Annotated in this window: 15 protein-coding genes and 4 tRNA genes; 13 read left to right on the top strand and 6 right to left on the bottom strand. The window is 59.2% G+C overall.

The genetic code is table 11. The features are described 5' to 3' along the window. Nucleotides 1-33 precede the first annotated feature (33 nt). A complete protein-coding gene (locus tag WDB91_RS11020; protein WP_339112606.1) occupies nt 34-501 on the top strand; it encodes a DUF3429 domain-containing protein in 468 nt (155 codons plus the stop codon). 62 nt (nt 502-563) lie between these two features. On the opposite strand, the gene WDB91_RS11015 is transcribed toward WDB91_RS11020, so the two are convergent. The 3 genes from WDB91_RS11015 to WDB91_RS11005 form a co-directional block, all read right to left on the bottom strand. Continuing rightward, nucleotides 564-638: transfer RNA gene (locus tag WDB91_RS11015), tRNA-Asn, on the bottom strand. A gap of 55 nt (nt 639-693) precedes the next feature. Beyond that, a tRNA-Asn gene (locus WDB91_RS11010) sits at nt 694-768 on the bottom strand. Nucleotides 769-838: 70 nt separating this feature from the next. Next, nucleotides 839-1,756, bottom strand: a complete 918-nt coding sequence (locus WDB91_RS11005; protein WP_339112605.1) for an MBL fold metallo-hydrolase — start codon at nt 1,754-1,756, stop codon at nt 839-841. A 41-nt stretch (nt 1,757-1,797) separates the two neighbouring features. On the opposite strand from WDB91_RS11005, the gene WDB91_RS11000 reads away from it, so the two are divergent. Then, nucleotides 1,798-3,141 carry an ATP-binding protein gene (locus WDB91_RS11000; RefSeq protein ID WP_339112604.1) on the top strand — a complete coding sequence of 448 codons (1,344 nt, stop codon included), beginning with the start codon at nt 1,798-1,800 and terminating at the stop codon, nt 3,139-3,141. A gap of 7 nt (nt 3,142-3,148) precedes the next feature. On the opposite strand, the gene WDB91_RS10995 is transcribed toward WDB91_RS11000, so the two are convergent. Continuing rightward, nucleotides 3,149-3,325 carry a hypothetical protein gene (locus WDB91_RS10995; RefSeq protein WP_339112603.1) on the bottom strand — a complete coding sequence of 59 codons (177 nt, stop codon included), beginning with the start codon at nt 3,323-3,325 and terminating at the stop codon, nt 3,149-3,151. A gap of 276 nt (nt 3,326-3,601) precedes the next feature. On the opposite strand from WDB91_RS10995, the gene lon reads away from it, so the two are divergent. The 3 genes from lon to WDB91_RS10980 all read left to right on the top strand — a co-directional run bounded on the left by lon (nt 3,602) and on the right by WDB91_RS10980 (nt 6,628). After that, entirely contained in the window at nt 3,602-6,019 is a 2,418-nt protein-coding gene (lon, locus tag WDB91_RS10990; RefSeq protein ID WP_339112602.1) for an endopeptidase La, read from the top strand. A 127-nt stretch (nt 6,020-6,146) separates the two neighbouring features. Then, complete coding sequence (locus tag WDB91_RS10985) at nt 6,147-6,494, top strand: HU family DNA-binding protein (RefSeq protein WP_339112601.1); 348 nt, start codon at nt 6,147-6,149, stop codon at nt 6,492-6,494. A gap of 59 nt (nt 6,495-6,553) precedes the next feature. Continuing rightward, a tRNA-Val gene (locus WDB91_RS10980) sits at nt 6,554-6,628 on the top strand. 646 nt (nt 6,629-7,274) lie between these two features. Here WDB91_RS10980 and WDB91_RS10975 read toward each other — a convergent pair. Further along, nucleotides 7,275-7,364 (bottom strand) — tRNA-Ser (locus tag WDB91_RS10975). A gap of 199 nt (nt 7,365-7,563) precedes the next feature. On the opposite strand from WDB91_RS10975, the gene WDB91_RS10970 reads away from it, so the two are divergent. The 4 genes from WDB91_RS10970 to WDB91_RS10955 all read left to right on the top strand — a co-directional run bounded on the left by WDB91_RS10970 (nt 7,564) and on the right by WDB91_RS10955 (nt 14,139). Beyond that, nucleotides 7,564-8,649, top strand: coding sequence for an AI-2E family transporter (locus WDB91_RS10970; RefSeq protein WP_339112600.1), 1,086 nt, complete (start codon nt 7,564-7,566; stop codon nt 8,647-8,649). Nucleotides 8,650-9,079: 430 nt separating this feature from the next. Next, a complete protein-coding gene (locus WDB91_RS10965) occupies nt 9,080-9,568 on the top strand; it encodes a CHAP domain-containing protein (protein WP_339112599.1) in 489 nt (162 codons plus the stop codon). 144 nt (nt 9,569-9,712) lie between these two features. Next, the gene (gene metH, locus WDB91_RS10960; RefSeq protein WP_339114510.1) at nt 9,713-13,465 is read left to right on the top strand and encodes a methionine synthase; all 3,753 of its coding nucleotides are present in this window, start codon (nt 9,713-9,715) and stop codon (nt 13,463-13,465) included. After that, nucleotides 13,465-14,139, top strand: a complete 675-nt coding sequence (locus WDB91_RS10955) for a DUF1045 domain-containing protein (protein ID WP_339112598.1) — start codon at nt 13,465-13,467, stop codon at nt 14,137-14,139. Before metH ends, WDB91_RS10955 begins: the two co-directional genes overlap by 1 nt. 14 nt (nt 14,140-14,153) lie before the next feature. Here the strand turns inward: WDB91_RS10955 and WDB91_RS10950 are convergent, their stop codons facing one another. Continuing rightward, on the bottom strand, nt 14,154-14,717 hold the full coding sequence (locus WDB91_RS10950) for a DUF882 domain-containing protein (RefSeq protein ID WP_339112597.1): 564 nt from the start codon (nt 14,715-14,717) through the stop codon (nt 14,154-14,156). A gap of 304 nt (nt 14,718-15,021) precedes the next feature. Between WDB91_RS10950 and WDB91_RS10945 the strand changes: the two genes are divergently transcribed. From WDB91_RS10945 to WDB91_RS10930, 4 genes are read left to right on the top strand one after another with little or no spacing between them, the layout of a single operon-like run. Beyond that, nucleotides 15,022-16,659 carry a L,D-transpeptidase family protein gene (locus tag WDB91_RS10945; RefSeq protein ID WP_339112596.1) on the top strand — a complete coding sequence of 546 codons (1,638 nt, stop codon included), beginning with the start codon at nt 15,022-15,024 and terminating at the stop codon, nt 16,657-16,659. A gap of 49 nt (nt 16,660-16,708) precedes the next feature. Continuing rightward, on the top strand, nt 16,709-17,809 hold the full coding sequence (locus WDB91_RS10940) for a UDP-3-O-(3-hydroxymyristoyl)glucosamine N-acyltransferase (protein WP_339112595.1): 1,101 nt from the start codon (nt 16,709-16,711) through the stop codon (nt 17,807-17,809). A gap of 7 nt (nt 17,810-17,816) precedes the next feature. Further along, on the top strand, nt 17,817-18,095 hold the full coding sequence (locus WDB91_RS10935; RefSeq protein WP_339112594.1) for an acyl carrier protein: 279 nt from the start codon (nt 17,817-17,819) through the stop codon (nt 18,093-18,095). Between the two features lie 3 nt (nt 18,096-18,098). Beyond that, a complete protein-coding gene (locus WDB91_RS10930) occupies nt 18,099-19,304 on the top strand; it encodes a beta-ketoacyl-[acyl-carrier-protein] synthase family protein (protein WP_339112593.1) in 1,206 nt (401 codons plus the stop codon). The last annotated feature ends 37 nt before the right edge of the window (nt 19,305-19,341 follow it).

Genomic DNA, 19,341 nt, shown 5'->3' with positions numbered 1-19,341 from the left:
CAGTGACCGGCCATGATCCTGAGGAGAGTTCCCATGACACAAACGCAGCGTAGCTTTACCATTCGGGAAACAGCGGGAATACCGTTCGATGGAGAAGTTTTCGGCTGGCTTCCGGTTATGCCGATGGCACTAGGTATGCTGGGGATGTTCTTTTTGCCCGGAGCATGGCAGGGGGTCTGCGCCGCGGCAACTGCGGTCTGGGGCAGTGCGATTCTGCTTTTTCTGGCAGGTGTCCGCAGGGGGCTCAGTTTCCGCACGCCGGGCGGGGTCAGAGCTGTCCAGCTGCTGACGATGCTGGTCTATTTCCTGTGGGGGCTTGCGAGCCTTCTTGCACCGCTCTCCGTTTCACTCTGGATGCTGTGTCTTGGCTACGCGGCGATCGCATTGATCGATCCGATCGCGGCACGCCGCGGCGAGGCGCCGCTCTATTTTGCGCGCCTGCGTCCGGTCCAGATGGGCGCTGCGGCAGTCATTTACGGCGCGGTGGCACTCGGGTTTTAAAACCAAAGGAGACGTGCTTTTCAAACCGTTTTGAACGACTGTAACGCAAATGTCTGTAAATGTGGCTCCGGCGGTAGGGATCGAACCTACGACCAATTGATTAACAGTCAACTGCTCTACCGCTGAGCTACGCCGGAACTGGCTCCCTCTCTCGGTCATGTTCACCAACATCCCCGATCGGGGAAAGGATGTTGGCTCCGGCGGTAGGGATCGAACCTACGACCAATTGATTAACAGTCAACTGCTCTACCGCTGAGCTACGCCGGAACATGTGGCGCTGTATAGCGACGGGTTTTCGGGCATGCAAGAGCCTAAATGACGTTTTTTTGGCAGAAAATCATCGCAGCCCGAAAATTGCCCGATCGGTGATGACACCGTCAACGGAAACCTGATCTTTTTCCATCATGTCAATAAGATGGGCGAGGCAGTTACGGGTTGCTGCGGCCATCACACGCGGCGGCAGATCGCCATAGACCTGCATGGCAATGCCCTGAGCCGAGGCAGGACCGCCTGCGAGCACATTGAGGATCTGTGCATGACGAGCAAGCCGGTGCGCGCGCAGATCGTCAATCCGTTTTGCAGGCTCGCGCACCGGATCGCCATGACCGGGCAGGAAAAGCGTGGCCTTGCAGGCCTGCAGCCTGTCGAGGGCGCGGAAATACGATCCGAGATCCCCATCGGGAGGCGAGATGACGGTAGAAGTCCAGCCCATCACGATATCGCCGGTCAGCACCGTATCGCCAATCTCAAAGCTCAGATGGTTGCCGAAATGGCCCGGTGTATGATGTGCGGATACAGACATCCCGCCCAAATCCAGACAGTCGCCATCAGCGAGGGTGATATCAGGGGTAAATCCATGATCCACCCCTTCGCCGCCGCCCAGATGCCCCTCCTCGGCCAGCTGTTCCATTAGCGCGCTGCGCCCTGCGGTGACCCCGCCGAAGCCATAGACCGGGGCGTTATGTGCAACGGCGAGGGCGCGGGCGGAGGCACTGTGATCGACATGGGAATGCGTCACCAGCACGGCTGCGATCCGCTCCCCCGGCGCGAGGCAAGACTGGAGTGCGGCCAGATGGCTTGCCTCCATCGGTCCCGGATCGACGACCGCCACATCGCCTCGGCCGAGGATATAGCTGTTGGTACCCTGATGGGTCATCGGCGAGGGGTTCGGGGCCAGCACATGCCGGATTCCATCGGGCAGGGAAATCTGCCCGCGACGCTGACTTGGCGCGGAATTTTCATCTGACATGTGCATCGTGACTTTTCCTTTCCACAGGGCCTCGTTACGGTTCTGCCATGAAATTCCACTGGCTGAAACAACTGATGCCGCGCGGGCTTTATGGTCGCGGCGCCCTTATCCTCCTGCTGCCGATCGTGACGATCCAGCTGGTCGTCTCTGTCGTATTCATCCAGCGCCACTTCGAGCGGGTGACAGAGCAGATGACGGGGTCGATGCTGCTCGAGATCGATCTCATGATCGATACCGTTGATGACGCGGTCGATCTGGGGGAGGCGCAGACGAAGCTGTCGGCGCTTGGAAAACCGCTACAGATCCGGACCGATCTGCCGGCCGTGCTTGACGAGACCCGTGGCGATCACCGGCGGTTCTATGACCTGACAGGGCTCGTGGTCATGGATGTGCTCCATCAGCTGGTGCGTCCGGTGCAGGCCATCGACCTGACCGACGGGGATCGGGTCGTTCTCTGGGTAATGACCGATAAAGGTCTGATGAAAATCGACTTCGCGCGCGGGCGGGCCTCGGCGTCCAATCCACACCAGCTTCTGGTGCTGATGATGGTGGTGGGGCTTCTGATGAGCGTCATCGCCTATCTTTTCCTGCGCAACCAGCTCAAGCCGATCCGGCATCTGTCGATGATGGCCGAGGCGTTCGGGCGCGTGCAATCAGTGCCCTACAGGATATCGGGGGCCACCGAGGTCCGCTCGGCGGGCGCGGCCTTTCTGGATATGCGCAACCGGATCGAGCGCCATATCGAGCAGCGGACCATGATGCTCTCGGCGATCAGCCATGACCTGCGCACGCCCTTGACACGGCTCAGGCTCGGATTGTCGATGCTGCCGCGGAACGAGGAGGATGCCAAGGATATCGAGGATATGGAGATGGATGTGGCCGAGATGGGACGGCTGATCGATGCGTTTCTCGAATTCTCGCGCAATCAGGCACAGGCTTCTGCGCCGGATGATACAGATATCGGCGCTCTGGTGCGCGATGCGGTGCAATATGCACAGCGTAGCGGCAAGCCGGTCATTCTGGGCAATTGTCCACCCGATGGCGAGGTGATCGTGAAACTGCGCAGCGAAGCGATCCGCCGCGCGCTGGACAACCTCATCGGCAATGCGCTGCGCTATGGCGGGCAGGCCGAGGTTACGGTGACGCTAGGCGGGAAAGTGCTGAAGATTTCGGTGGAGGATCCGGGGCCGGGCATTCCGCCCGAACGCCGCGAGGAGGCCTTGCGGCCCTTCACGCGACTCGATCCCGCGCGCAATCAGGATCTGGGGCAGGGCGTCGGGCTGGGGCTGTCGATTGCGTCCGACATCGTGCGCGCGCATGGAGGCTCGCTGAATCTGCGCAAAAGCGAGTCGCTTGGCGGCCTTCAGGCCGAGATCGTCCTGCCGCTCTGAGCGCAGGTCAGGCGAGATGCCAGAGCACGAGAGCTGCAAGCGAATAGGCTGCAAGGCCCAGAGCCGCGCCCGGCAGGATCCACCATCCTTGAGGCTGCTGCTGCTGCGGAAGGACCTTGGCGACCGCCATGCTGCGCGGTGCCATGCGTTGGCTTTGCCGGTTATGGAGGCGCTGCGGGGTCATTCTGTCGGTCCTTTCAGATTTCCTGCGGGGAGCGTATTTATGAATTATAATTACCATGTAATTTAGTAATTGGCAATATTGTTGCGGGCGCGGTGGTGAAATAATCTTCGCCCCGATGCGTTCCATATATCGCCATCCGCGTATGGGTGGCGTAACATTTGCGTAACGCAGAGGTGGTTGAACCGGCACGGGACGCCGCCTATCTATTGCTGGACTAGGGAAGAGACGGGGCTGCCTATCCGGGGCCGGTGCTCTTTCGCCATATAAGGAATGACCATGACCGAAATCTCCTCGCAAACCCATCCGGTCCTGCCGCTGCGCGATATCGTTGTGTTCCCGCATATGATCGTGCCGCTGTTTGTGGGCCGTGAAAAATCGGTGCGTGCGCTGGAAGAGGTGATGGCCGAAGATCGTCAGATCCTTCTGGCCAGCCAAGTCGATCCCAGCGTCGACGAACCCGATACCGATGGCATCTTCCGCATCGGCGTTCTGGCAAATGTGCTCCAGCTCCTCAAGCTGCCCGATGGCACCGTAAAGGTGCTCGTCGAGGGTAAAACGCGCGTGCGGATCACCGAATTCGTCGAGAACGAAGAATTCTTCGAAGTCCATGCCGAGGCGCTTGAGGAAGTGCGCGGCGATGAGGAGACGATCTCCGCGCTTCTTGGCTCGGTCGCCGAAGAGTTCGAGCGTTATGCCAAGATCAAGAAGAACATCCCCGAGGAGGCGCTGACGGCTGTCTCCGACACGCATGAGCCTGCCGAACTGGCAGACCTTGTTTCAGGTCATCTAGGCCTTGAGGTCGGGCGCAAGCAGGAGCTTCTGGAGACGCTCGACATCTCGGCGCGCCTAGAAAAAGTCTATGGTCTGATGCAGGGCGAGGTCTCGGTTCTGCAGGTCGAGAAAAAGATCAAGACCCGCGTCAAGAACCAGATGGAGAAGACCCAGCGCGAATACTACCTGAATGAGCAGATGAAGGCCATTCAGAAGGAGCTGGGTGACGGCGAGGAGGGTCAGAACGAGATCGCCGAGCTGGAAGAGAAGATCGCCAATACCAAGCTCTCGAAAGAGGCGAGCGAGAAGGCTGATGCCGAGGTCAAGAAGCTCAAGAACATGAGCCCGATGTCGGCCGAGGCGACCGTTGTGCGCAACTATCTCGACTGGATGCTCTCGATCCCATGGGGCACCAAATCGCGCGTCAAGAAGGATCTTGGCCGTGCCGAGGACATCCTGAATGCCGATCATTACGGTCTGGAGAAGGTCAAGGAGCGCATCGTCGAGTATCTCGCGGTGCAGGCGCGTTCGGCCAAGCTGAAAGGCCCGATCATGTGCCTTGTCGGCCCTCCGGGCGTGGGCAAAACCTCGCTGGGCCGCTCGGTTGCCAAGGCGACGGGGCGTGAGTTCATCCGCATCAGCCTTGGTGGTGTGCGCGACGAATCCGAGATCCGCGGTCACCGCCGGACCTATATTGGCTCCATGCCGGGCAAGATCATCCAGGCGCTCAAAAAGGCGAAAACCACGAACCCGCTCATCCTGCTCGATGAAATCGACAAGATGGGTCAGGACTTCCGTGGCGATCCGGCCTCGGCCATGCTCGAGGTGCTCGATCCCGAACAGAACGGCACCTTCGTGGACCATTATCTGGAGGTCGAATATGACCTCTCGGATGTCATGTTCCTGACTACGGCCAATAGCTACAACATGCCGGGCCCGCTTCTGGACCGGATGGAGATCATCTCGCTGTCGGGCTATACCGAGGACGAGAAACTCGAGATTTCCAAACGTCACCTTCTGCCCAAGCAGGTGAAGGCGCACGGGCTGAAGAAATCCGAGTTCGAGATCGAGGATGAGGCGATCACCGATATCGTGCGTTACTATACGCGCGAGGCCGGTGTTCGTAGCCTCGAGCGCGAGATGGCCAAGGTGGCGCGTAAAGCCGTGACCGAGATCATCAAGTCCAAAGGCCAGACCAAGCATATCGATGTCGATAGCGCCAAACTGGAAGAGTATCTGGGCGTGAAGAAATTCCGTTACGGACTCGCCGAGAAGGAAGATCAGGTGGGGGTTGTGACCGGCCTTGCCTGGACCTCCGTGGGGGGCGATCTCCTGCATATCGAGGCGCTGCGTCTGCCCGGTAAGGGCCGGATGAAGACCACCGGTAAGCTGGGCGATGTGATGAAGGAATCGATCGACGCCGCGTCGAGCTATGTCCGCTCGATCGCGCCGGAGATCGGGGTCAAACCGCCGCGCTTCGAGAAATGGGATATCCACGTCCACGTCCCCGATGGCGCAACGCCGAAGGATGGCCCATCGGCCGGCCTGGCGATGGTGACCTCCATCGTTTCGGTGCTCACCCAGATCCCGATCCGCAAGGATATCGCGATGACAGGTGAGGTGTCCCTTCGCGGGAATGCCATGCCGATCGGTGGCCTGAAAGAGAAACTTCTCGCCGCGCTGCGCGGTGGCATCAAGACCGTGTTCATTCCCGAGGAGAACGAGAAGGATCTGGCCGATATTCCTGACAATGTGAAGGAAGGGCTTAAGATCATTCCCGTGACCCATGTGCGCGAGGTTCTGGAACAGGCGCTGGTGCGCAAGCCCGAGCCTGTCGAATGGGACGAGGAAGCCGAGGAGGCCGCCGCTGCCGCCAAGGCCGCCTCGGAGGCCACATCGGGGCAGGGCGCCATCGCACACTGAACCTTGAACGGATGCTGGAAAGGCGCGGGGCTTCCCGCGCCTTTTCCATTTGCCACTGCAGCAATTCCCGCTAGCCTGAAAGGTGCCGGTGCTGATTCAGCGTGGCCGGCAGAAAAGGATTCTGGATATGTCCTCAGACGACACTCAAACCGCCGAAGGTCTTGCGGCGATGCCCGTCGATGCCGATGCCGCGACGCCGCCGCAGGCCCAGCTGGCGCTTCGCAAGAAGGATCTGGTCGATCGCGTGGTCGAGCGCAGCGGGCTGAAAAAGCCACAAGTCAAAGCCGCGCTCGATGCCCTGCTCGAGGAACTGGGCGAGCAGCTGGCCGAAGATACGCCGCTGATCCTGCCGCCTCTGGGCAAGCTGCGCGTGACGCGGCGTGACGCCAAGGGGCAGGGCGAGGTTCTGGTGCTCAAACTGCGCCGCTCCGCACCGGCCTCCCATGGTGCAGGCGACGACGAAAAAGAAGTGTGAAAAACTTCACATAGCCTCTTGCGCCCCCGAGCGCGGGAGGCTAAACACCGCGCCACGGAGGGCGATTAGCTCAGTGGTAGAGCGCATCGTTCACATCGATGATGTCGGGGGTTCAAATCCCTCATCGCCCACCATCCCTTCCTTTGAGTATGTGGCAAGTAATTTTTTGCCTTGTATCATGCGCAGCGCGCATGTCGCACTTTGCTATGCGAAATATCCGAACGCTTTCTATCGCGCCCTCTAATGGGTGATTGCTGGATTTCCTGAAGTTAGCCGTGAGTAGGAAACCGCGCAGCCGGTATGCCTCTTGCTGCAGCGGGCAGCTCCCGCTGATCGAGATTGCAACATACCTAGTTGCCTCGCAGGAATGCGGATCAAGATGGAGCGTGCGCTCCAGACCAGTTTCCAAATCGGTTTGGATGATTGTTTAGCCCTCGTTTACTTGGCTGTGGCGAATCCTGAAGGGCGTCATGCCGCCAGCAATAGGGCGCAGGGCTGATCGCGCGCCAGGCCCGCACACATCTACCGCAGATCCACGATTCGATCTTTCAAGGCAGCAGCAGGTTGCACTGGTCCGCCATAGCCAGCGGCAGGCATTGTTTTTCGCTGATCCGGAGAAATACACTGCCACTACGAAGTTGCTCGGCACCCCTATGCTCGACAATCACAATCCGGGTATTTCCGACTATCTCACCATGACGGGCCGTGACCGCATCGTCGGCCTGAAATACCGGCGAGCTTGCGAGAGGCAAGTTGAGGTATCTGTAAAATGGGGGTTAATGGCGGACAGGAAGGGATTCGAACCCTCGAGACGGTTCCCCGCCTACACACTTTCCAGGCGTGCGCCTTCGACCACTCGGCCACCTGTCCGAGGGGGTGTCTAATTAAAACGAACGGGGCGTGCAAGAAGGTTTTTTCAAAAATGTCATTTCTTTTTTTCAAGCCCTTAGAAAGCAATCCTGCACGCGTTCTTGTTTTGCCATGCGCGGGAATTTAGGGTGGGAAAACAGCGAATGGGATCATGGGATACCCCTGTTGAACCACGCAGTATCTAGCCGACGGGATTGCCATGCCAGACGATATCTCCCCCCAACCGCGGCTTGGTTTGCGCCGCGAACCGCGCCAGCTGACCAATACTCTTCTGGGAATCATCGCCTTCGTATTGATGCTGTTCCTGCTGACGCAGGCGCGTTTCGTGCTGATCTCGCTGGCGATCGCGATCATCCTGTTTTCTCTGACCTCCGAGGCAATCAATGCCATCGCGCGGCTCAGGATCGGGCCCGTGCGAATCCCGATGTGGCTGGCCTCGATCTTTGCCATGGTGCTGATCGCGACCGGTTTGATTTCGGCATCGGCCTTTATTCTGGCGCAGGCCAATCAGGTGCTGACCCTCGCGCTGACCTATACCGAACCCGCACAACGCGCCATCGCCCAGATCTTCAGCTGGATGGGGGCCGATGTGGAGCAGGCGGTGTTGCAATATATGCAGAATATCAAGATCGGCGGTTACCTGACAGCACTTGCGGGGCAGGCTTCCTCGCTGCTTTCCGGCGCGATCCTGATCACACTGTTCGTGGGCTTTCTCTTTGTCGAGCGGATCTGGTTCCGCTCGAAGCTCCTGAGCCTTCTGGGCGGTGAAGGGGCGCGGGCGGACCGGATCGCGGCCATGGTCGAGCGTATCATGCAACTGGTGAACCATTACCTGCTGGTGAAAGCCATCGTCTCCGCCGCCACGGCACTGGCGGTCTATGCGGTCTTCTTCTTCGGCGGGCTGGAGCTGGCACTGCCGGTGGCGATTCTGACCTTCTTCCTGAATTTCATTCCCTCGATCGGCTCGATCATCGCGACCGTCATTGCGGGACTTGCAGCCTATATTCTGACCGGCGATCTCACCTCGGCCTTTATTGTCTTCGCGATTGCGGGTGGCATCCAGTTCGTGATCGGCAATATTATCGATCCGATGCTGATGGGACATGCGCTGCGGCTCTCGAGTTTTGGCATCATCATCTCTCTGGCGTTCTGGGGAGCCGTCTGGGGTCTGCCGGGGATGTTTCTGGCGGTCCCGATCATGGTGGCTCTGATGATTTCCTGCGCCCATTCGCCGACGCTTCGCCCGCTGGCGATTCTTCTGTCGCGCGAGGGACTACCGGATTGATTTGGTTTCCTCTCTTAGGTTCACATTCCGTTCTTGAAACGTGATCACGCTCATCAAGAGCCATGCCCGCAAGGGAGTGCGGCAATTTTGCCAAGCACCCCTTGCAGAAAAGTCACTTCTGAAAGATTTCTCAATTTAACCAAAGCCATGCGTCCTATTCCTGAGTTTTCGCATCAGGGCGGTTCCATCACATTTTGCACAATGAGCAGATTTTCGCCGAGCTTGGTTCTCCTCACTTTCCCTTAACGATGTTTTTGGGCACAAAACTCCCGTGCTCCGAGCCAGATCCGAACCGGCTAGGCGTGCCCATAAAAAAACAGTCGAGGTCCCGAGCGTGACAGGCGTTCTTTCCACTTTGCGTGGGCCGGCACTTGCTGCCGCAGCCCTACTATCTCTTGCGGCTTGCTCGTCAAAAGGCGATCTGGGCCAGATGAGTTCGATGAATTTTGCTTCGGCGCGGATGGATCGTCAGGCAACGATCGGCCTCGATCCGGCTCGCCGCGACGCAGCCGTGCAGATCGCGGCAGCAATGCGAGCCAAGGGCGAACGCGTCTGGTGCGTGCCCTTCGCCCGCAATGCAAGCGGCATCGAGCTTCGCGGCAATGCACGCACCTGGTGGGGTCAGGCCGACGGGTCCTACCTGCGCCGCCACAGCCCGGCACCCGGCGCGGTGATGGTGTTCAAGGGCACCAAGCGTCTGCCGATGGGTCATGTGGCCGTGGTGTCCAAGGTCGTCGATAGCCGCAAGATCCTTGTCGATCACGCCAATTGGAAGCGCAATCAGGTCTCGCTCGGCATGGAAGTGATCGATGTCTCCGCCAAGAACGACTGGTCCGAGGTGCGGGTCAAATCCACCAAAGCCGCTTTTGGCAGCGAATATCCGGTCTATGGCTTCATCCAGAACGTCCATCGTGGCTGATATCAGACCCCACCCATCGCGGTGGGGTTTTTGAATCCAACTCATATAGTTCTTGACCGATATGAGTTGGATTTACATTTCGCGACGGGCTATGTAACCCACTCTGGAACCAAAGGAGTGCTGTCAGCCGTGTCCCGTAAAGCCATGACCCGTTCTGCCGTTTTCGACCAGATCAGATCCGCCGCCAAAGACCGTATCCTGATCCTCGACGGGGCGATGGGCACGCAGATCCAGAAGCTCCATCTGTCGGAACCCGATTTCCAGATCTCCGAACGCAGTGGTCCTTTCGAGGCGCATCTCGAGGGCAATAGCCATCCGCAGCAGGGCAATAACGACCTCCTCAACCTGACGCTGCCCGAAGCGATCGAGGAAATCCATTACAAATACGCGATGGCAGGCGCCGATATCGCCGAGACGAATACCTTCTCGTCAACCACGATCGCACAGGCCGATTATGCGCTCGAAGGCGCGGTCTATGACCTGAACTTCCAGGGCGCGCGTCTGGCCCGCAAGGCGATGGATCGCGCCGAGGCCGAGGATGGCCGTAAGCGATTTGTCGCAGGCGCTCTTGGACCGACCAACCGCACCGCATCGATCAGCCCCGATGTGAATAATCCCGGCTACCGTGCTGTTACCTTTGATGATTTGCGCATCGCCTATACGCAGCAGATCAATGCGCTCATTGATGGCGGCGTCGATATCCTTCTGATCGAAACGATCTTCGACACGCTTAACGCCAAAGCTGCGATCTTTGCCTGCGAGGAGGTCTTCGTCGAGCGCGGGATCGAGATGCCAGTGATGATCTCCGGCACGATCACCGACCTTTCGGGGCGCACGCTCTCGGGGCAGACGCCCACGGCTTTCTGGAACTCGGTTCGTCATGCCAGCCCGCTGACCATCGGCCTGAACTGTGCGCTTGGTGCCGAGGCGATGCGCGCGCATATCTCCGAACTCTCTGGCGTGGCCAACACGCTGATCTGTGCCTATCCCAATGCCGGTCTGCCCAACGAGATGGGCGAGTATGACGAGTCGCCCGAGCATATGGCCGAGCAGGTCGCCAGCTTCGCGCGTGATGGACTTGTCAATATCGTGGGCGGCTGCTGCGGCTCGACTTTTGATCATATCCGCGCCATCGCCCAAGCCGTGAAGGATATCGCCCCGCGCGAAATCCCCGAGCCTGCGGTCCTGATGCGCCTGTCGGGGCTCGAGCCCTTCACGCTGACCTCGGATATTCCCTTCGTCAATGTGGGCGAGCGGACCAATGTCACGGGCTCCGCCAAATTCCGTAAACTGATCACCGCCGGCGATTATGCAAGCGCTTTGGATGTGGCCCGCCAACAAGTCGAGAACGGCGCGCAGATCATCGACATCAACATGGACGAGGGTCTGATCGACTCGAAGGCCGCGATGGTCGAGTTCCTGAACCTGATTGCTGCCGAGCCCGATATCGCCCGCGTGCCGATCATGATCGACAGTTCCAAATGGGAGGTGATCGAGGCCGGTCTGAAATGTGTGCAGGGCAAGGCGATCGTCAACTCGATCTCGATGAAGGAGGGCGTCGAGGCCTTTGTCCATCACGCGCGCCTATGCAAGGCTTACGGTGCCGCCGTGGTGGTGATGGCCTTCGACGAGCAGGGGCAGGCCGATACTTGTGCCCGCAAGGTCGAGATCTGCCAGCGCGCCTATAAGATCCTCACCGAGGACGTGGGCTTTGCCCCCGAAGACATCATCTTCGATCCCAACGTCTTTGCTGTGGCGACCGGCATCGAGGAGCACGACAATTACGGCGTCGATTTCATCGAGGCCACCAAGATCATCACCGAAACCTGCCCGCATGTGCATATCTCGGGCGGCGTCTCGAACCTGTCCTTCTCCTTCCGCGGCAACGAGCCCGTGCGTGAGGCGATGCACGCTGTCTTCCTCTACCACGCCATTCAAAACGGTATGGATATGGGGATCGTCAATGCGGGGCAGCTTGCGGTCTATGACCAGATCGATGCCGATCTGCGCGAGGCCTGCGAGGATGTGGTTCTCAACCGCACGCCCGCGAATGGCGGCTCGGCCACCGAGAACATGCTCGAGATCGCCGAGAAATATCGTGGTCAGGGCGGTGCCAAGGGCCGTGAGAAGGATATGACGTGGCGCACATGGGGCGTCGAGAAGCGCCTCGAGCATGCGCTGGTCAATGGCATCACCGAATTCATCGACGAGGATACCGAAGAAGCCCGTCAGAGCGCCGAGCGTCCTCTGCATGTTATCGAAGGCCCGCTGATGGCGGGGATGAACGTGGTGGGCGATCTCTTTGGCGCGGGCAAGATGTTCCTGCCACAGGTGGTGAAATCGGCCCGTGTGATGAAACAGGCCGTGGCCGTGCTCTTGCCCTATATGGAAGAAGAGAAGCGCCAGAACGGCACTGCCGAGAGCGAGGCGGCCGGTAAGGTCCTGATGGCGACCGTAAAGGGCGATGTGCATGATATCGGCAAGAATATCGTGGGCGTCGTGTTGGCCTGCAACAATTACGAGATCATCGATCTGGGCGTGATGGTGCCCGCCGAGAAGATCCTCGAGACGGCCAAGCGCGAGAAGGTAGATATCATCGGGCTCTCGGGGCTCATCACGCCCTCGCTTGACGAGATGGTCCATGTGGCCTCCGAGATGGAGCGGCTCGGCATGGATCTGCCGCTGCTGATCGGCGGAGCGACCACCTCCAAGGTGCATACCGCCGTGAAGATCAATCCGCGCTATAACAAGGGGCAGGCCATCTATGTCACTGATGCCTCGCGCGCGGTAGGTGTGGTCTCGCAACTGCTGTCCAAGACGCAAAAACCCGATTATGTCGCGAGTATTCAGGCGGATTACGCCGAGACGGCCGAGAAACACGCCCGTGCCGAACTGGCCAAGAAGCGGCTGCCATTGGCGGATGCCCGCGCCAATGCCTACAAGGCGGATTTCGCGGACTACACGCCGAAAGCGCCCAGTTTCCTTGGCACCAAGACCTTTGAAAACTGGGATCTGGCCGAGCTGGCCCGCTATATCGACTGGACGCCCTTCTTCCAGACCTGGGAGCTGAAAGGCGTCTATCCGAAGATCCTCGAAGACGAGAAACAGGGCGAGGCAGCGCGGGCACTCTTTGCCGATGCACAGGCGATGCTGGCCAAGATCATTGACGAGAAATGGTTCACGCCCAAAGCGGTTGTGGGCTTCTGGCCCGCCAATACGGTGGGGGATGACATCCGTCTTTATACCGGCGAGGACCGCAGCACCGAATTGGCGACCATGCACACGCTGCGCCAGCAGGTGACCAAACGCGAGGGCCGCCCCAACGTGGCGCTGTCGGATTTTGTCGCACCCGAAGGCAGCAAGGCCGATTATCTGGGTGGCTTCGTGGTGACCGCAGGCCCCGAGGAGCAGGCGATTGCGGAGAAGTTCGAGGCCGCGCATGATGACTATAACTCGATCCTCGTGAAGGCATTGGCTGACCGTTTTGCCGAAGCCTTCGCCGAGCGCCTGCACGAGTTTGTCCGCAAGGAACTCTGGGGCTATGCTCCTGACGAGGCCTGCGACAACGCCGCTCTGATTGCCGATAAATATGACGGTATCCGCCCGGCACCGGGCTATCCGGCACAGCCCGATCACACCGAAAAAGAGACGCTTTTCAAGCTCCTGGACGCGACTTCTCAGACAGGGGTCGAACTGACCGAAAGCTATGCGATGTGGCCCGGTTCGTCCGTGTCGGGGATCTATATCGGCCATCCGGAAGCCTATTATTTCGGGGTTGCACGGGTCGAGAAAGATCAGGTCGAGGATTATGCCCAGCGTAAGGGCATGGACCTGTCCGAGGCCGAGCGCTGGCTTGCGCCGATCCTGAACTACACGCCGAAAGCGCCCGACGCCTGATGGCAGTCCCGCGCTATGCGATCTATGCCGTCCCCGAAGGCGTGTTTTACGCACGGGGGGCGGCATGGTTGGGTTGGGACAGCGCGGCGGGCAGGGACATCGCGCAACCCGCGCTGGCGGGTCTGTCGCCGGAAGTGACTGCACGGCCTGCACGTTACGGGTTTCACGCAACGCTTCGTGCGCCCTTTGTCCTGCAAGACGGGGTCAGCTATGAAGACCTTGTAACACTGTGCGAAAATCTCGGCCGGAGCTTGCCCGCTCTGAGCATCGGGCCGCTACAGCTCGTTCGGCTCGGACGGTTTCTTGCCCTCATTCCTGAGCCACAACCAGAAATTACCGCGTTTGCCTCAGAGATCGTGCGCAGAACCAACGACATCCGCAGGCCTCTTTCGGAAGAGGAAATCGAAAGACGAAGCTCGGATCGCTTCGGGAGTTCTGATCGGGACTATCTGAGACGCTGGGGCTATGCGCATGTCATGGACCGGTTCAAACTGCATTTCACGCTGACCGAGAAGCTGGCGAAAACGCAGCTCGACACCTTGGAGTCCGCCGCGGCAGATTGGTTCCAAAGCGCTTTGAATGACCATCTAGCCATCAATTCGCTGTGTATTATGGTCGAGGAACCGCATAGCAAACGTTTCCGGCTTCTCCACAGGATCTCTCTCAAAGGCTGATGAGGCGCGGGTGCTCAGGCGCCCCAAGACCGGACCGGACCGCAATCCATATGGACGAAGTTCGAGCGACTGTATTTGCCGACGCCCCCCGCATGGCAGGCCATGGCCGCTTTATACATCTGGTTGACCGAACGCGACTTGAGCCGCAGATCTGCTGCCTGACCGCGCATATGGAGGGAGTTCCGGGCCACGCCGCCGGACCGCGAGCGCAACATCGCATTGGTCTTTGGAGAACGATACCCCGAAAGCATGATATAGGGCTCTTGGATATCCATCAGATTATGCGAGGCCGCGGCGATATCGATCGTGCGGCGGTCGATCGTTTTCTTTGTGCCGGTACGCCAGTCCCGCATGAAATGGGTGATCTCGTTGAGCGCATCGTCGATATATTCACCATCAATCCAGTAGACTGTATTGATGCTCTCACCTGTGCGGCCCGAATACATGCGGATACGACGCACATCGCCCGCGCCGCGCAAAAAACCGAACGCATTGGACATGGTAGGCGCTGCGACGACTGCGGTAGCTGCAAAAGCCCCGAGAAGACCACGGCGGGTGAACAATAGGTTGCTTGCCATTTTTATGCCTGCCTAAGTTTTTTTGCGCGCCGCTTATCTGCGACTTTACGCATGCCTCTCGTCAGATCGCGATCACGTTAGGTCCCCCACGTCTTCGCGATCAACTGTGAATTCTCTAGTTAACGAATGGTCAACTAGGATTTAGGCGGAAAATTGCCACTCATGGCGCCACAAGGGGACGATTGTTGAGGTAATGCGACATAGTTGCCATGAAAATGGTTAACAAAGCCTTGATGCTGGACATTCGTGATGCTGCGCGCGATCCCTCATGTAGAATGTGCAGATGACTTTCAGCAGGCGGACGATGATCGATTCTCTCAGATATGCGGGTCTGGCCGGCTTATTGGCGGCGTCCTTCGGCAGCAGCCTCCATGCCCAGACCAATCTCGCAACAGTGGCCGGTGCGGTGCCCGCATCGCAGATAACCATCTCCGGCTTCATGCAGGCCGTGGCCGAAGGGGCGACCGACCATCCGGCGCTTGTACAGTTCTATTCCGCACGCGACTACCAGCCGATATGGACCGGCGCAGGCGATGCCTCCCGCCGCGCCGCCTTTTTCCGCGTGCTGGATCAAGCTGGCGCTCAGGGGCTTCCGAGTGAACGCTATGACGCGCAGGGGCTGCGTCAGGCCTTTGGCGAGCTGCGCTCGGAACGCCAGCGCGGGCAGCTCGAGATCCGGATGTCGGAAACTTTCCTACGCTACGCACAGGATCTCTCGCGCGGCATATTAACGCCCAAGAAGGTCGACCCGACGATCGTGCGCGAGATCGACCGGCCCGATAATCTTACCCTGATCCGCGCATTCAGCCAGAGCCAGACGCCTCTGGCATGGCTGCATGCGCTCGCGCCCCGCAGTCCGGCCTATGCACAGCTCGTCAAAGCCAAGCTCGATCTCGAGACCACGATTGCCGATGGTGGCTGGGGGCCCGAGGTCCATGCCGGTATCCTGCGACCTGGCGCCCAAGGGGATGCAGTCATTGCGCTACGCAACCGGCTTCAGAATATGGGGTATCTCGGCTCCCATCCGACGGCCAGCTATGACGGCGCGATGCAGAAGGCTGTCCAGCAGTTTCAGGAGGATCAGGGGCTGATCACCGATGGCGTGGCCGGAAGCTCGACTCTCGAGGCGTTGAACGCGGCCCCTCAAGAGCGGCTGAAATCCGTACTTGTGGCGCTTGAACGGATGCGCTGGATGAACGGCACTGATCTCGGCAAGCGCCATATCTGGGTCAATATCGCCGATTTCTCGGTCAGGGTTGTAGATGACGACAAAACCACGTTCAAATCGGTAACGGTCGTCGGCCAGAGCACGCCAGACCGCCAGACGCCGGAATTTTCCGATATGATGGACCGTATGGTGATCAATCCGGCATGGCATGTGCCGCAGTCTATCGTGACCAAGGAATATCTTCCCATGATGCAGCGCAATCCGAATGCGGCGGCACAGCTGCAGCTGGTGGATTCGCGCGGGCAGGTGGTGCCGCGTGGCGCGGTGAATTTTAGCCAGTATACCGCCAGCAGTTTCCCCTTCGCCATGCGCCAGCCACCCTCGCAGCATAACGCTCTTGGTTTGGTGAAGTTCTTGTTCCCGAACAAGTATAACATCTATCTCCATGATACGCCGTCGAAATCTCTGTTCTCGAAAGAGCAGCGCGCTTTCAGCCACGGCTGTGTGCGTGTGGGCGAGCCATTTGAACTGGCCTATACGCTGCTCGCGCCCCAGACCGACAACCCCAAGGCCTATTTCCAGCGCATTCTCGAGAGTGGCAACGAGACAACCGTGAAGCTGACACCGCCGGTGCCCGTGCATTTGGTCTATTTCACTGCATGGCCAAATGCGAAGGGCAAGATCGAGTATCGCCGCGACGTCTATGGCCGCGATGCACGCCTTTACGCCGCCTTGCACAAGGCCGGGGTGGAATCTGCCGCGCTGACGAATTAAGTCAGGGCAAAGGGCCGCAGGACGGCCCGCAAGATGGAAAGGCAGAGTTATGGCACATCGCGTTGACGCAATCGCGCAAGCACTCGGGGCAAGATTCGAGGGTGACGGGACGCTGGCCGTGTCGGGCGCCTCCGAGCCGTCCAGCGCGAAAGCGGGTCAAATCGCTTTGGCTATGGATCCGAAATATGCAGCGGGCTTGGCCGAAGGTGAAGCTCGCGTCGCAATGCTCTGGGAAGATGCGGATTTTTCTGCGTTCGACCTCGATGCGGCCATTTTTGTGCCGCGCCCACGTCTTGCGATGGCTGGCCTGTCGAAAGTCTTCGATCCGGGTCCGGAAATCGCCCCGGGTATCCATCCTTCGGCAGTGATCGACCCGAGTGCCGAGATCGGCGAGGGCGCGGCAATCGGTCCCTTCACCTATATCGGGCGCGGCGTGAAGATTGGCGCGCAAGCCCGTATTTCCGCTCAGGTTTTCATTGCTGAAGGGGTGCAGATTGGCGACGATGCGCTGATCCATTCAGGTGCGCGGATCATGTCCTATGTCAGGATCGGCGACCGGTTCATCTGCAATCCGAATGCTGTCTTGGGCGGGGATGGCTTTTCCTTCGTGACGCCCGAAAAATCCGGCGTCGAGGAAATCCGCAATACGGTTGGCAAGCGCGAGGAGATCCACGCGCAACACTGGACCCGCATCCATTCTCTGGGAACCGTGATCATTGGCGATGATGTGGAAATCGGCGCCAATGCGACGGTCGATCGCGGAACGGTGCGCGCCACCAGAATCGGAAACGGGACAAAACTCGATAACCTCGTTTGTGTTGGTCATAACGTCCAGATTGGCGATGACTGTATGATGTGTGGTCAGGTGGGGATCGCAGGATCGGTAAAGATCGGGAACCGTGTGGTGCTTGGCGGGCAGACCGGCGTATCGGATAATATCTTTATCGGTGATGATGTTATTGCCGGAGGTTCAACCAAGATCTTCACCAATGCACCGGCAGGGCGGGTGTTGCTCGGCTCTCCTGCGGTCAAGATGGAGACACAGGTCGAGATCCAGAAATCCATCCGTCGGCTACCGAGATTGTTTGCACAATTCGCCGATCTTCGTAAAACTGTTGCAGAGCTGAGAGACAACAAGGGCACCGAGTAATCATCTCATGAGGTCTGACGTGCAAGAGCAAATCATCTCCATCATCGCGCGCGAAGCTGTCATGGCACCCGCCGATGTGCAGCCGGATATGACGCTTGAGGATCTGGGGCTCGACAGCCTCGGGCTCGTCGAAATGATTTTCGCGATCGAGGAGACTTTCGATATCTCAGTGCCTTTTAACGCCAACGAGCCGAGCCAGTCCGAGTTCGATATCTCTTCGGTCGGTGCGATCGTCAACGCCGTTGAGCGGATGATTTGCGGCCAGAAGGGCGAGGCCTTCGTGTAAGCCATGCAGCGCGTTGTCATTACCGGCGCTGGCACTGTCAACGCGCTTGCCTTGGATGTTCCCGGAACATTGCGCGCCATGCGAGAGGGGCGCTGCGGGATAGGGCCGCTCTATATTCCTGATCTCGACCGGTTGCAGGTGCGGATCGGGGCGCAGATCAAGGGGTGGGATGCGGAAGCCCGTTTCAGCCGCGCGCAGCTCGGCCTCTATGACCGCTTCACCCAGTTTGCGTTGGTGGCCGGGCAGGAAGCGATGTCGCAAGCTGGTTTAAGATCGGTCAGCAATCCTCTGAAATGGGGGTGTATTATGGGAACGGCTGGTGGTGGGAACAGCACCGTGAACGACGCGTTCCACACGGTTTTCGCTGAAGGCAAAAGCCGTGTTCATCCGTTTACCGTGCCTCGTTTGATGAATAATGCCGCCGCCTCGCATCTGTCGATGACGTGGAACCTGCAGGGCCCGTGCTTCTCGGTCGCCACGGCCTGTGCCAGCTCCAACCACGCCATCGGGCTGGCCTATCAGATGATCCGCTCGGGTATGGCGGAGGGAATGTTGGCAGGCGGCTCTGAATCCATGCTGAATTTTGGCGGGCTCAAAGCGTGGGAAGGGCTCCGCGTGATGTCCAGAACCGGGTGCCGGCCATTTGCGAAGTCCCGCGACGGGATGGTGCAGGGCGAGGGCGGCGCCGTTTTCGTGCTCGAAAGCCTCGAGAGCGCCAAGGCCCGTGATGCCTCGATTTTAGCCGAGATCTGTGGTTTCTCCATGACGTCGGATGCAGGCGACATCGTCATGCCCTCGCTCGAAGGGGCCACGCGTGCCATAAGTGGTGCACTTGCCGATGGCGGTATAGCGGCCGATCGCGTGGGCTATATCAACGCGCATGGTACCGGCACTGCAGCCAATGACAGAACCGAATCCGCAGCCATCCGAAGCGCTTTGGGAGCACAGGCGGATCATGTTCTGGTGAGTTCGACAAAGGCCATGCATGGTCACTGCATAGGTGGCACTGGCGCAATCGAAGTGCTGGCCTGCCTCATGGCGCTGAACGAGGGCGTGATCGCGCCGACAATCAATCATGATACACCTGATCCCGATTGCGACCTCGATGTCGTGCCGAACGAAGCCCGTGAGGCATCGATCGATATCGCACTCTCCAACGCTTTCGCCTTTGGCGGTATGAACGCGGTGCTCGCGCTCAAGCGGATATGAAAAAGGCCGCCACGGACGGGCGGCCTTCACGGGGATT

The sequence above is a fragment of the Thioclava sp. GXIMD2076 genome (assembly GCF_037949795.1).
In the GTDB taxonomy this organism is placed as follows: Bacteria; Pseudomonadota; Alphaproteobacteria; order Rhodobacterales; family Rhodobacteraceae; genus Thioclava; species Thioclava kandeliae.
This window is presented reverse-complemented; position numbering and strand designations above follow the sequence as displayed.